Below are 12,246 nucleotides of genomic sequence, written 5' to 3' on the forward strand. Positions count from 1 at the left end.
CCCGACCCCCAGGACGCGCAGACGACGATCAGCTGGGCACCGCGCGCGGCCAGCTCGGTGTAGAGCGCCGGGAAGCGGATGTCGTAGCAAACGCTCAATCCCACCCGCACACCGTCGACGTCGACCACCACCGGCTCGCGGCCGGGCGCGACGGTGCGCGACTCGGCGAAGCCGAACGCGTCGTAGAGGTGGATCTTGTCGTAGTGGGTGTCCGGCCGGTTGGGGCCGCCGGGACCGGCCACGATCAGCGTGTTGGTCACCCGACCGTCGCCGGCGGGGGTGAACATCCCGGCGATCACCGTGATCCCGGCCTCCGCCGCGATCCCGCGCACCCCGCCCGCCCAGGGGCCGTCGGTCGGCTCGGCGACCGGAGCCAGCGGGACGCCGAACCGGCACATGGTCGCCTCCGGGAAGACCACCAGCGCGGCGCCCGCGTCGGCGGCCCGGCGCGTGTAGTCCCGCACCAGCTCCAGGTTCGCCGCCGGATCGCTGCCGGACAGGATCTGCGCCAAGGCGATTCGCATGGGCGCCAGCCTAGGCGTTGTTGGCGATCCATTCCGCGGTCAGGCGTTGCTCCATGGCCACCAGCTCGGCCAGCTGGGCGCCGATGAGCCGCTCCACCTTGCCGCCGATGAGTGGGATCCGCACCTGGACGGTGACGCGGTAGGCGATCCGCGCACCGCTGGGCGTCGGGGACAGCTCGCCGGTGCCCGAAACGTGCACCGGGGTGCCCTCGATCGTGCCCGCGATGGACGCCGACGCGATGCCGTCGTTGATCGGTCCCCACGTCTCTTCGCGTCTGACGCGGACGTCGCCCCGGTGCAGCTGCTTGACCACGGCGGCCAAGTTGTGGCTGCGCACCACCTGCAGCGTGACCACCGCGACGGTGCCGTCGTCCCCGGACTCGCCGCCGCGCCGCATCGACTCCAGCCTGGCCTCGTCGACGGGGATGTCGGCCAGCCTGGCCCGCCAATAGCCCTCGTGGTGGAAGGCCCGATGAACCTGTTCGACGCTCGCCTCGTAATCGGCCGACAAGTCGAATGAACGCGGCATAGCTGGCCAGGCTACCGTTACGGCCCATGAAACCGACCGGTGCCGGTTCGCTGTTCGCCGGTGCGCATGTCGCCGAGGCGGTGCCGCTGGCGCCGTTGACGACGTTGCGGGTCGGGCCCGTCGCGCGACGCCTGATCACCTGCACCAGCACCGAACAGGTGGTCGCCGTACTGCGGCAGCTCGACTCAGAATCCGGCGGCGGGCCGGTGCTGGTGTTTGCCGGTGGCTCCAACCTCGTGGTCGCCGACACGCTGACCGACCTGACCGCGGTGCGCCTCGCCAACGACGCCGTCACCGTCGACGGCAACGTGGTGCGCGCCGCGGCGGGCGCCGTCTGGGACGACGTGGTCCGCACGGCCATCGAGCACGGTTTGGGCGGCCTGGAATGCCTGTCCGGCATCCCGGGGTCGGCCGGGGCGACCCCGGTGCAGAACGTCGGGGCCTACGGCGCGGAGGTGTCCGACACCATCACCCGGGTTCGGGTGCTGGACCGCGGCACCGGCGCGGTGCGCTGGGTGCCCGGCGGCGAGCTCGGCTTCGGCTATCGCACCAGCGCGTTCAAGCGGGTCAACCGGTCGGGCGGCGAAATCCCTTCCGTGGTACTGGAAGTCGAGTTCGCGCTGGACCCGTCGGGCCGCAGCGCGCCGTTGCGCTACGGCGAGCTGACGGCCGCGCTGAACGCGGCCAGCGGCGAGCGCGCCGACCCGAAAGCCGTCCGCGACGCGGTGCTGAGGCTGCGGGGCCGCAAGGGCATGGTGCTCGACGCCGCGGACCACGACACCTGGAGCGTGGGTTCGTTCTTCACCAACCCGGTGGTTTCGCCGGGGGCCTACGGGCGGCTGGCCGATCGCGTCGAGGGACCGGTTCCGCACTACCCGGCGCCGGACGGCGTCAAGCTGGCGGCGGGGTGGTTGGTGGAGCGGGCGGGCTTCGGCAAGGGATATCCGGAGCCCGAGCCCGGCGGCCACCAGGCGCCCTGCCGGCTGTCGACCAAGCACGCGCTCGCGCTGACCAACCGCGGGAACGCCACCGCCGGGGACGTGATCGAGCTGGCCCGCACCGTACGTGACGGAGTCCGCGCTGTGTTTGGTATCACACTGGAACCGGAGCCTGTCCTGCTCGGTTGCAGGCTGTAGCCGCAAATCGCGTCCATCCGCGCCTCAGGTCCGAATTGTCATGGCGGGGTGGGGGTCTTGTCTCACGGTATCTTTAATTGTCGTGAGCACCTCCAGTTCCCCTCCGCCGGTCAACCGGCGCCTGGCCTTGGCGGCCCTGGGACTCGGCGTGTTTGCCCCCGGTGTCTTGGCCGCCTGCGCCGGCACCGCGGCCAACAAGGAGGCCGAGAAGAAGAAGGAGCCTGCGGCCCCGCAGCTGAAGTTCGCGCCGGCCGACGCCGCCGCCGACGTGGTCCCGATCGCGCCGATCAGCGTCCAGGTGACCGACGGCTGGTTCCAGAAGGTGGCGCTGACCAACTCGTCGGGCAAGGTCGTCGCCGGCGCATTCAACCAGGATCGCACCGTCTACACCACCACCGAGCCGCTGGGCTACGACGCGACCTACACCTGGAGCGGCTCGGCCGTCGGCCACAACGGCAAGGCGGTCCCGGTGAGCGGCAAGTTCACCACCGTGTCGCCGAGCAAGAAGATCGGCGGGGCGTTCCAGCTGGCCGACGGCCAGACCGTCGGCGTCGCCGCGCCGATCATCATCCAGTTCGACTCGCCCATCAGCGACAAGGCCTCGGTCGAGAAGGCGCTCACGGTCACCACCGACCCGCCCGTCGAAGGCAGCTGGGCCTGGCTGCCCGACGAGGCGCAGGGCGCGCGCATCCACTACCGGACCCGCGAGTACTACCCGGCCGGCACCACCGTCAACGTCGACGCCAAGTTCTACGGGCGGCCGTTCGGCGACGGCGCCTTCGGTGCCGATGACATCTCGTTGCACATCCAGATCGGTCGCCGGCAGGTGGTGAAGGCCGAGGTCTCCTCGCACCGCATCCAGGTGGTCACCGACGCCGGCGTCATCATGGACTTCCCGTGCAGCTACGGCGAGGCCGACAAGGCGCGCAACGTCACCCGCAACGGCATCCACGTGGTCACCGAGAAGTACGCCGACTTCTACATGTCCAACCCGGCCGCCGGCTACACCAACGCCCACGAACGCTGGGCGGTTCGGATCTCCAACAACGGCGAATTCATCCATGCCAACCCGTCGAGCGCCGGCGCGCAGGGCAACAGCAACGTGACCAACGGCTGCATCAACCTGTCGACGTCCGACGCCGAGCAGTACTACCGCACCGCGATCTACGGCGACCCGGTCGAGGTGACCGGGAGCTCGATCGAGCTGTCCTACTCCGACGGCGACATCTGGGACTGGGCCGTGGACTGGGACACCTGGGTGGCGATGTCGGCGCTGCCGCCCCCGACGGCGCACCCGCCGGCGACCCAGATTCCGGTCACCGCGCCGGTCACGCCGACGGACGCGCCGACCTTGTCGGGCACGCCGACGACCACCACAACGACGACGACTACTCGCCCCGGCGGTTGAACCGCGTCGCGCTGGCCTGATCTCGTGGCTTGATGACGATCAGGTCCAGGTCCACATGGGACGGCCGTGAGGCCACGAATCCGATCACCTCGGCGACGTCCGCCGCCACCAGCGGCGTCAGCCCGCGGTAGACGTCATCCGCCCGCTGTTGGTCGCCGTCGAAGCGCACCAGCGAGAATTCGGTTTCGACGGCGCCCGGCGCAATCTCGGTGAGCCGCACGGGTTTTCCCAACAGCTCACCGCGCAGCGTGCGGTGCAGCGCGCCCTGCGCGTGCTTGGCCGCGGTGTAGCCGGCGCCGCCGTCGTAGGTCTCCATGGCGGCGACCGAGGTGACCGTGACGATCAGGCCGTCGCCGGAGTCGATCAGCTTCGGCAGCAGCGCGCGGGTGACGCGCAGGGTGCCCAGCACGTTGGTCTCCCACATCCACTGCCAGTGCCCGAGGTCGGCGTCGGCGACGGATTCCAGTCCCCACGCGCCGCCGGCGTTGTTGACCAACACATCGACCCGGCCCACTTCGTCGGCCAGCGCCTGCACGGCGGCGTCGTCTGTGACGTCGGCCACAAAGGCGGTGCCGCCGATCTCGTCGGCCAGTGCCTTGAGCCGGTCCGCTCGGCGCGCCACCGCGACCACGTGGAATCCCTGTGCCGCAAGGGTTTTCGCGGTCGCTTCGCCGATGCCCGAACTGGCGCCGGTGACCACCGCGACCCGTTGTTGTCCCCCAGCTGCGTTCACACGGAACAACTCTAGTGAACGTGCTACGTTCTCGGGGTGCTCCTTGGCGCCCTGATCAACAACACCGCCGCGTGTCTGTGCGCGGCGGGTGCGTGTTGTTGTCGCGCACTCTGCCGCTCCTGACCCTCAGGTGTGGCCGAAGCCGGCCATCGCAGAACTCGCACAAAAGGACACCCATGCGCACTACCCTTACCCGTAGCAACCATTCCCTCAGCCGCAAAGGCCTTCCGCGGATGCACCGCCAGATCCTGCCTCCGGCGCTACACATCTCGGACTCGGCCGCGGCCTCGGTCTTCCGGGCCGTGCGGCTGCGCGGCCCCGTCGGCCGCGACGTGATCGCGGCCGTCACCTCGTTGAGCATCGCCACGGTCAACCGCCAGGTCATCGCCCTGCTGGACGCGGGCCTGCTGCGCGAACGCGCCGACCTTGCCGTTTCCGGGGCCATCGGGCGCCCGCGGGTGCCGGTGGAGTTGAACCACGAACCGTTCGTGACGCTCGGCATCCACATCGGTGCGCGCACCACCAGCATCGTGGCCGCCGACCTGTTCGGCCGCACGCTGGACACCGTCGAAACCCCGACGCCGCTGTCGCCCGCCGGGCCCGCGCTGGCGTCCCTGGCCGAGAGCGCGTCGAAATACCTGCAGCGCTGGCACCGGCGCCGCCCGCTGTGGGCCGGCGTGGCGATCGGCGGCACCGTCGACGGCGCGACCGGCCTCGTCGACCACCCCCGCCTCGGGTGGCGGCAGGCGCCGGTCGGCCCCGTGCTGGCCGACGCGCTGGGACTGCCGCTGTCGGTGGCCTCGCACGTCGACGCGATGGCCGGCGCCGAACTGCTGCTCGGCCTGCGGCGATTCGCGCCGAGTTCGCCGACGAGCCTGTACGTCTACGCCCGCGAGACCGTGGGCTATGCCCTGGTGATCGGCGGGCGGGTGCACTGCCCGGCCAGCGGGCCGGGCACCATCGCGGCGCTGCCCGCCCACTCCGAGCTGCTCGGCGGCACCGGCCAGCTGGAGTCCACCGTCAGCGACGAGGCGGTGCTGGCCGCCGCGCGGCGACTGAAGATCCTGCCCGACGTCCCCGCCGCGACCCGCGTCGCCGGGGCCACCACCGCGATGACCGACCTGCTGCGGGTGGCCCGGGCCGGCAATCGGCCGGCGCAGGACCTGCTGGCCGAGCGGGCCCGGGTGCTCGGTGAGGCGGTCGCGTTGCTGCGCGACGTGCTCAACCCCGACGAGCTGGTGGTCGGCGGCCAGGCCTTCACCGAGTACCCCGAGGCGATGGGCCAGGTGGAGGCGGCGTTCGCCGGCCGCTCGGTGCTGCCGCCGCGCAACATCCGCGTCACCGCCTTCGGCAACCGGGTCCAGGAGGCCGGGGCCGGGACGGTGTCGCTGGGCGGGCTGTACGCGGACCCGCTGGGCGCGATGCGGCGCGCCGGGGCGCTGCAGTCGCGGCTGCCGGAGGTCGCCGCCGACGAGTCGTCCGCTTAGCGCGAACAGCGCCAATCGGTCCGGCCGCGGTCCGTCCTGTAAAGATGAAGGAGTGCGGCACGACGACGTCCTCCGGCGCAGCGACCCGCGCCGGGTTGCGGTACTGGCGGTGCACACCTCGCCGTTGGCCCAGCCGGGGACCGGTGACGCCGGAGGCATGAACGTCTACGTGCTGCAGACCGCGCTGCACCTGGCGCGGCGCGGCATCGAGGTGGAGATCTTCACCCGGGCCACCGCGTCGGCCGATCCGCCGGTGGCCCACGTGGCGCCGGGCGTGCTGGTGCGCAACGTGGTGGCGGGGCCCTTCGAGGGTCTGGACAAATACGACCTGCCGACGCAGCTGTGCGCGTTTGCCGCGGCGGTGCTGCGCGCCGAGGCGTCACACGAACCGGGTCACTACGACATCGTGCACTCCCATTACTGGCTGTCCGGGCAGGTCGGCTGGCTGGCCCGGGACCGATGGGCGGTGCCGTTGGTACACACGGCACACACGCTGGCCGCGGTGAAAAACGCGGCCCTGGCCGACGGGGACGCGCCCGAGCCGCCGCTGCGCACGGTGGGCGAGCAGCAGGTCGTCGACGAGGCGGACCGGCTGATCGTCAACACGGATGACGAAGCCGGCCAATTGATTTCGATCCACCGCGCCGATCCGGGGCGGATCGATGTGGTCCACCCCGGGGTGGACCTGGACGTATTTCGCCCGGGCGATCGCCGGGCGGCGCGGGCCGCGCTGGGGCTGCCGCTCGACGGTGACCTGGTGGCCTTCGTCGGGCGGATCCAGCCGCTGAAGGCCCCCGACATCGTGCTGCGCGCCGCGGCGAAACTGCCCGGGCTGCGCGTCGTGGTGGCCGGCGGGCCGTCGGGCAGCGGCCTGGCCTCCCCGGACGGACTGGTAAGGCTGGCCGGCGAACTCGGCATCGCCGAGCGGGTGACGTTTCTGCCGCCGCAGTCCCGCCCGGACCTGGCCACCCTGTTTCAGGCCGCCAATCTTGTTGCGGTGCCCAGTTATTCGGAGTCGTTCGGGCTCGTGGCCATCGAGGCGCAGGCATGCGGCACCCCGGTGGTGGCCGCGTCGGTCGGCGGCCTGCCGGTGGCGGTGCGCGACGGGATCTCCGGCACCCTGGTGTCCGGGCATGACGTCGGCGACTGGGCGGACGCCCTGGATCGGCTGCTGCGCCTGCCCGCGCCGCAGGCCGACGCGATGAGCCGCGCCGCCGCCGCACACGCGGCCACCTTCTCCTGGGAGAACACCACCGACGCGCTGCTGGCCAGCTACCGGCGCGCGATCGGCGACTTCACGGCCCTGCGTCAGCGCCGGTACGGCATGAAATCGGACCGGGCCGCGATGCGCAAGCCGCGCCGCTGGACCACCCGTCGCGGGGTGGGCGCGTGAACACCACCGTGGCGGCCGTGATCGAGCACACGCTGCAGGCCAGCGGGCTGACCTACTCGGAGTTCCCCGGGGCGCACGGCGGGCTGCCCGGCCTGGTCGTGGAACTGCCCGGTGAGCGCAAGCTCAAGACCAACACCATCCTGACCATCGGCGAGCATTCGGTGCGCGTGGAGGCGTTCGTGTGCCGCAAGCCCGACGAGAACCACGAGGGCGTCTACCGGTTTCTGCTGCGGCGCAACCGCCGGCTGTACGGGGTGGCCTACACGCTGGACAACGTCGGCGACATCTACCTGGTGGGCCGCATGTCGCTGGCGTCGGTCGACGCCGACGAGATCGACCGGGTGCTGGGGCAGGTGCTCGAAGCGGTGGATTCGGACTTTAATACGTTGCTCGAGTTGGGTTTTCGCTCGTCGATTCAGAAAGAATGGGAGTGGCGGGTGTCCCGCGGGGAGTCGCTGAAGAACCTGCAGGCGTTCGCCCATCTAATCGACGAAGACGACGATGCAGTGGGGGAACCCCCAGCCGCGGAGCGGCGAGGGGGACGCGAAGCGCGATGAGGTGGGGGTGCCCCGCTAGCGGGGGAGAGTCGAGCCAGGACGATTGAATAAGCTAGCCGGCATGGGAGACACGGCCACGCTGGTGCTGCTGCGCCACGGTGAGAGCGAATGGAACGCAAGCAACCAGTTCACCGGGTGGGTGGACGTCGACCTGACCGAAAAGGGGCGGTCCGAGGCGGTGCGCAGCGGCGAGCTGCTGACCGACCACGGCCTGCTGCCCGACGTGCTCTACACCTCGCTGCTGCGGCGGGCGATCACCACCGCGCACCTGGCGCTGGACACCGCCGACCGGCTGTGGATCCCGGTGCGGCGCAGCTGGCGGCTCAACGAACGCCACTACGGCGCGCTGCAGGGTCTCAACAAGGCCGAAACCAAGGACCGCTACGGCGAGGACCAGTTCATGGCCTGGCGGCGCAGCTACGACACGCCACCCCCGCCGATCGAGCGCGGCAGCGAATTCAGCCAGGACGCCGACCCTCGCTACGCCAACATCGGCGGCGGCCCGCTGACCGAATGCCTGGCCGACGTGGTGGTGCGGTTCCTGCCGTATTTCACCGACGTCATCGTCCCGGACCTGAGGGCCGGCAAGACGGTGCTGATCGTCGCGCACGGCAACTCGCTGCGCGCCCTGGTCAAGTACCTGGACGGGATGTCCGACGACGAGGTCGTGGGGCTCAACATCCCGACCGGCGTTCCGCTGCGCTACGACCTGGACGCGGGCCTGCGGCCGATGCTGCCGGGCGGTACGTACCTCGACCCGGAGGCCGCCGCGGCGGGCGCGGCGGCGGTTGCCAGCCAGGGCAAGGCCTGACCTGGCGCGCGGGCCGGCAGACGGGTTTTAAAGGCCTGTTTGCCAAACATCGAGTGAACGGGAGCGGAACACCTGCTGCGTAAGGTGTGACTTGTCCGATTTTGGCCGCGCTCCGCTAGGGCGGCGTTCACCAAATTTGTAGGATTTTGTTGTGACTGTGTTCTCGGCGCTGTTGCTGGCCGGGGTCTTGTCAGTGCTGGCGCTGGCCGCGGGGGTTGCGGTCGGGGTCCGGCTGGCGCCGCGGGCGGTCGAACGCCGCCAGCAATCCACCACCGAATGGACGGGGATCACCGTCGCCCAGATGCTGCAACGCATCGTCGCGTTGATGCCGCTGGGCGCCGCGGTGGTGGACTCGCACCGCGACGTCGTGTACCTCAACGAACGGGCCAAGGAATTGGGCCTGGTCCGCGACCGGCAGCTCGACAACCAGGCCTGGCAGGCCGCGCAGCAGGCGCTCACCGGCGTCGACGTCGAGTTCGACCTGCGCCCGCCCAAGCGCGGGCCCGGCCGGTCCGGGCTTTCGGTGCACGGGCAGGCGCGGCTGCTGAGCGAGGAGGACCGCCGGTTCGCGGTGGTGTTCGTCCACGACCAGTCGGACTACGCCCGCATGGAGGCGACCCGCCGCGACTTCGTGGCCAACGTCAGCCACGAGCTCAAGACCCCGGTGGGGGCCATGGCCCTGCTGGCCGAGGCCCTGCTGGCCTCGGCCGACGACTCCGAGACAGTGCGCCGCTTCGCCGAGAAGGTCCTCGTCGAGGCCAACCGGCTGGGGGACATGGTCGCCGAGCTGATCGAGCTGTCCCGGCTCCAGGGCGCCGATCCGTTGCCCAACGTCACCGAGGTCGAGGTGGACACCGTTGTGTCCGAAGCGATCGCGCGCCACAAGGTGGCGGCGGACAACGCCGACATCGAGGTCCGCACCGACGCGCCCAGCGGCCTGCGGGTGCTGGGCGACGAGACGCTGCTGGTGACCGCGCTGGCCAACCTGGTGTCCAACGCGATCGCCTATTCGCCTCCGGGATCGCCGGTTTCGATCAGCCGGCGCCGCCGGGGTGACAACATCGAGATCGCGGTGACCGACCGCGGCATCGGCATTCCCCTGGAAGACCAGGAGCGGGTCTTCGAGCGATTCTTCCGCGGGGACAAGGCGCGTTCGCGCGCCACCGGCGGCAGCGGACTGGGCCTGGCCATCGTCAAACACGTTGCCGCCAACCACAACGGCAGCATCGGCGTGTGGAGCAAGCCGGGCACCGGGTCGACGTTCACCCTGTCGATCCCGGCGTACAAGGACAACGACGAACAACCCGACCAACCGCTGGGCCGTGAGGTGCGGCCCAACAGGTCACAACGAGAGGAAGAACTAAGTCGATGACCAGTGTCTTGATCGTGGAAGACGAGGAGTCGCTGGCCGATCCGCTGGCATTCCTGTTGCGCAAGGAGGGCTTTGAGGCGACGGTGATGACCGACGGCCCCGCGGCCCTTGCCGAGTTCGACCGCGCCGGCGCGGACATCGTGCTACTGGACTTGATGCTGCCGGGCATGTCGGGCACCGACGTGTGCAAGCAGCTGCGCGCCCGCTCCAGCGTGCCGGTGATCATGGTGACCGCGCGCGACAGCGAGATCGACAAGGTGGTCGGCCTCGAGCTGGGCGCGGATGACTATGTGACGAAGCCGTATTCGGCGCGCGAGCTGATCGCCCGCATCCGCGCGGTGCTGCGCCGGGGCGGCGACGACGACTCCGAGATCAGCGACGGCGTGCTGGAGTCCGGGCCGGTCCGGATGGACGTCGAACGCCACGTCGTCTCGGTCAACGGCGACACCATCACGTTGCCGCTCAAGGAATTCGACCTGCTCGAGTACCTGATGCGCAACAGCGGCCGAGTGCTGACCCGCGGGCAGCTGATCGACCGGGTGTGGGGTGCCGACTACGTCGGCGACACCAAGACGCTCGACGTTCACGTCAAGCGGCTGCGCTCCAAGATCGAGGCGGACCCGGCCAACCCGGTGCACCTGGTGACGGTCCGGGGACTGGGCTACAAGCTCGAGGGTTAGTCGCGCGCGTCGAAAACCGTTCGGGCGTCGTCACTCACGCTGAGCGCGATGCGCCGGCGCATGTTCTCCGTCATCGGCGGCAGCTCATCGAGGTCGAACCACGCGGCTTCGGTGCATTCGTCGTCGGCCGCGAACGGCTCGCCGGACAGCCACCGCATCCGGAACACGTGATCGAGATACTGGGCCCGATCGCCGTTGGCGTGCACGGTCGGGCGGGTCACGTGCACCCACGCGAGCCTGGTGGCCCGCGCGTCGACCCCGGTTTCTTCGCGGACCTCGCGAGCGGCGCAATCAGCCGGATTCTCCCCCGGCTCGACAATCCCCGTCACCGCCGTCCACGCGCCGTTATCGGCGCGCTTGACCAGCAACACTTTTCGGTCGCGAATGGTAACCGCCGTGACGCCGGGCAGCCATAACGGCGCACTGCCGACGGCACGACGAAGCTCAACGATGAAGTCGGGGATCGGCACGCATCGAGTGTGCGTTGCGGGCGTCGAGTGTGCACTGAGGGCCATTCGACCGGCGTGTCGCCGCCCTGGATTCACACTGGCGCCGGGGATTCACACTCAACTGGCGCCGGCGCCGACGATCTCGTCGGCCACGCCCAGCGCCACCGCCATGATCGACAGCTGCGGGTTCACCTCGGGGCAGCTGGGCAGGATCGACGCGTCGGCGACCCACACGCCGTCGGCGCCGCGCAGCCGCCCGGTTTCGTCGACGGGGCAAAGTTGCTCGTCGGCGCCCGCCGCCGCGGTGCCGGAGGGATGGAAGGCGGCCAGGTGCAGGCTCCTCGCGTCGCTTCGGCTCAGCGCATCCCGCAGCGCGGGCAGCGACGTCACGGTCATCGCGTCGGGTAAACCCGTGAGCACCTCGACGGCGCCCGCGGCGAACAGCAGCCGGCCCATGGCCTCGATCGCCACCCGCAGCTTGGCGACATCGGCCCGCGCGATGTTGTACCGCACCAGCGTCTCGCCGCGGATCGACGACACCGAGCCGACGCCGCGGTCGGCCACCATGGCGCCGAACGTCGCGACCTGCGGCGCGCGGTCGAGCCAGCCCAGCAGCTCGGCGCCGTAGCCGGGATAGACCATCGAACCCATCCCCGGCGGCGTGGAGGTCGCCTCGATCAGCACGCCGTCGGACTCGTGGAACTCGTGCACGGCCGCGCTCTGCAGCACGCCGTGCCAGGCGACGACGTCTTCGTCGAACCGACCGGCCAGCATCGTCGCCGGATGCAGCGCGAGGTTTCGGCCGAGGCGCGGATGCGCCCCAAACCCACTGCGCCGCAACAGCCCCGGCGTCTCGGTGGCGCCGGCTGCGACGACGACCGTGTCGGCGAGGACGTCGAGAGCGGTGCCGTCGGGGCGGCGGGCGCGCACCCCGCGAGCGCGCCGGGCTGCGGGGGTTGCTGCCAGTGCGCGATCGGCTGCCCGCGCAACGCCAAGTTCGGCGTGCACCTCAACGCGTTGCCGCAGGCATGCGCGGCCGGGGCGCGGATCGTCTCACAGGCCCGCGTCGAGCGGGTGCTGCACTCCCAAGGGCGCGCTCGCGGGGTGCGCGCCCGCCGCCCCGACGGCACCGCTCTCGACGTCCTCGCCGACACGGTCGTCGTCGCA

General features: G+C 70.8%; 14 protein-coding genes. 9 read left to right on the forward strand and 5 right to left on the reverse strand.

Going from position 1 to position 12,246, the window contains the following annotated elements:
* Together A5673_RS09450 and A5673_RS09455 are read right to left on the reverse strand one after the other, a co-directional pair.
* The coding region (locus A5673_RS09450; RefSeq protein WP_304442560.1) for a nitrilase-related carbon-nitrogen hydrolase at positions 1-524 on the reverse strand (524 nt) is incomplete at its 3' end.
* A 10-nt stretch (positions 525-534) separates the two neighbouring features.
* Entirely contained in the window at positions 535-1,053 is a 519-nt protein-coding gene (locus A5673_RS09455) for a DUF2505 domain-containing protein (RefSeq protein WP_068230392.1), read from the reverse strand.
* A 26-nt stretch (positions 1,054-1,079) separates the two neighbouring features.
* Here A5673_RS09455 and A5673_RS09460 point away from each other — a divergent pair, with 26 nt between their 5' ends.
* Positions 1,080-2,189 carry a UDP-N-acetylmuramate dehydrogenase gene (locus tag A5673_RS09460; protein ID WP_068230401.1) on the forward strand — a complete coding sequence of 370 codons (1,110 nt, stop codon included), beginning with the start codon at positions 1,080-1,082 and terminating at the stop codon, positions 2,187-2,189.
* A 40-nt stretch (positions 2,190-2,229) separates the two neighbouring features.
* Positions 2,230-3,597: an Ig-like domain-containing protein gene (locus A5673_RS09465; protein ID WP_068230404.1), complete on the forward strand. Its 1,368-nt coding sequence runs from the start codon at positions 2,230-2,232 to the stop codon at positions 3,595-3,597.
* Here the strand turns inward: A5673_RS09465 and A5673_RS09470 are convergent.
* On the reverse strand, positions 3,578-4,330 hold the full coding sequence (locus A5673_RS09470) for an SDR family oxidoreductase (protein ID WP_068230407.1): 753 nt from the start codon (positions 4,328-4,330) through the stop codon (positions 3,578-3,580). The genes A5673_RS09465 and A5673_RS09470 overlap by 20 nt on opposite strands.
* A 176-nt stretch (positions 4,331-4,506) precedes the next feature.
* Here A5673_RS09470 and A5673_RS09475 point away from each other — a divergent pair, with 176 nt between their 5' ends.
* From A5673_RS09475 to regX, 6 genes are all read left to right on the forward strand, one after another.
* The gene (locus A5673_RS09475; RefSeq protein ID WP_068230410.1) at positions 4,507-5,817 is read left to right on the forward strand and encodes an ROK family transcriptional regulator; all 1,311 of its coding nucleotides are present in this window, start codon (positions 4,507-4,509) and stop codon (positions 5,815-5,817) included.
* A gap of 52 nt (positions 5,818-5,869) precedes the next feature.
* A complete protein-coding gene (gene mshA, locus A5673_RS09480) occupies positions 5,870-7,210 on the forward strand; it encodes a D-inositol-3-phosphate glycosyltransferase (RefSeq protein WP_068230412.1) in 1,341 nt (446 codons plus the stop codon).
* Positions 7,207-7,767, forward strand: coding sequence for a YbjN domain-containing protein (locus A5673_RS09485; protein WP_068230422.1), 561 nt, complete (start codon positions 7,207-7,209; stop codon positions 7,765-7,767). The genes mshA and A5673_RS09485 overlap by 4 nt, the downstream gene beginning before the upstream one ends.
* 61 nt (positions 7,768-7,828) lie before the next feature.
* Positions 7,829-8,578, forward strand: a complete 750-nt coding sequence (locus A5673_RS09490; RefSeq protein WP_068230426.1) for a phosphoglyceromutase — start codon at positions 7,829-7,831, stop codon at positions 8,576-8,578.
* A 151-nt stretch (positions 8,579-8,729) separates the two neighbouring features.
* On the forward strand, positions 8,730-9,950 hold the full coding sequence (locus A5673_RS09495) for a cell wall metabolism sensor histidine kinase WalK (protein WP_156748043.1): 1,221 nt from the start codon (positions 8,730-8,732) through the stop codon (positions 9,948-9,950).
* On the forward strand, positions 9,947-10,630 hold the full coding sequence (regX, locus tag A5673_RS09500) for a two-component sensory transduction protein RegX (protein ID WP_066917713.1): 684 nt from the start codon (positions 9,947-9,949) through the stop codon (positions 10,628-10,630). The genes A5673_RS09495 and regX overlap by 4 nt, the downstream gene beginning before the upstream one ends.
* Here regX and A5673_RS09505 read toward each other — a convergent pair.
* Positions 10,627-11,100, reverse strand: coding sequence for an NUDIX domain-containing protein (locus A5673_RS09505; protein ID WP_068230433.1), 474 nt, complete (start codon positions 11,098-11,100; stop codon positions 10,627-10,629). The two genes, regX and A5673_RS09505, sit on opposite strands and share 4 nt — an antisense overlap.
* A 96-nt stretch (positions 11,101-11,196) precedes the next feature.
* Positions 11,197-12,105 carry a GMC family oxidoreductase gene (locus A5673_RS09510; protein ID WP_369806472.1) on the reverse strand — a complete coding sequence of 303 codons (909 nt, stop codon included), beginning with the start codon at positions 12,103-12,105 and terminating at the stop codon, positions 11,197-11,199.
* Here A5673_RS09510 and A5673_RS28300 point away from each other — a divergent pair.
* A partial coding sequence (locus tag A5673_RS28300) for a GMC family oxidoreductase N-terminal domain-containing protein (RefSeq protein WP_369806473.1) occupies positions 12,052-12,246 on the forward strand: 195 nt, incomplete at its 3' end. The two genes, A5673_RS09510 and A5673_RS28300, sit on opposite strands and share 54 nt — an antisense overlap.

It is taken from the genome of Mycobacterium sp. E3198, from assembly GCF_001667015.1.
GTDB lineage: Bacteria > Actinomycetota > Actinomycetes > Mycobacteriales > Mycobacteriaceae > Mycobacterium.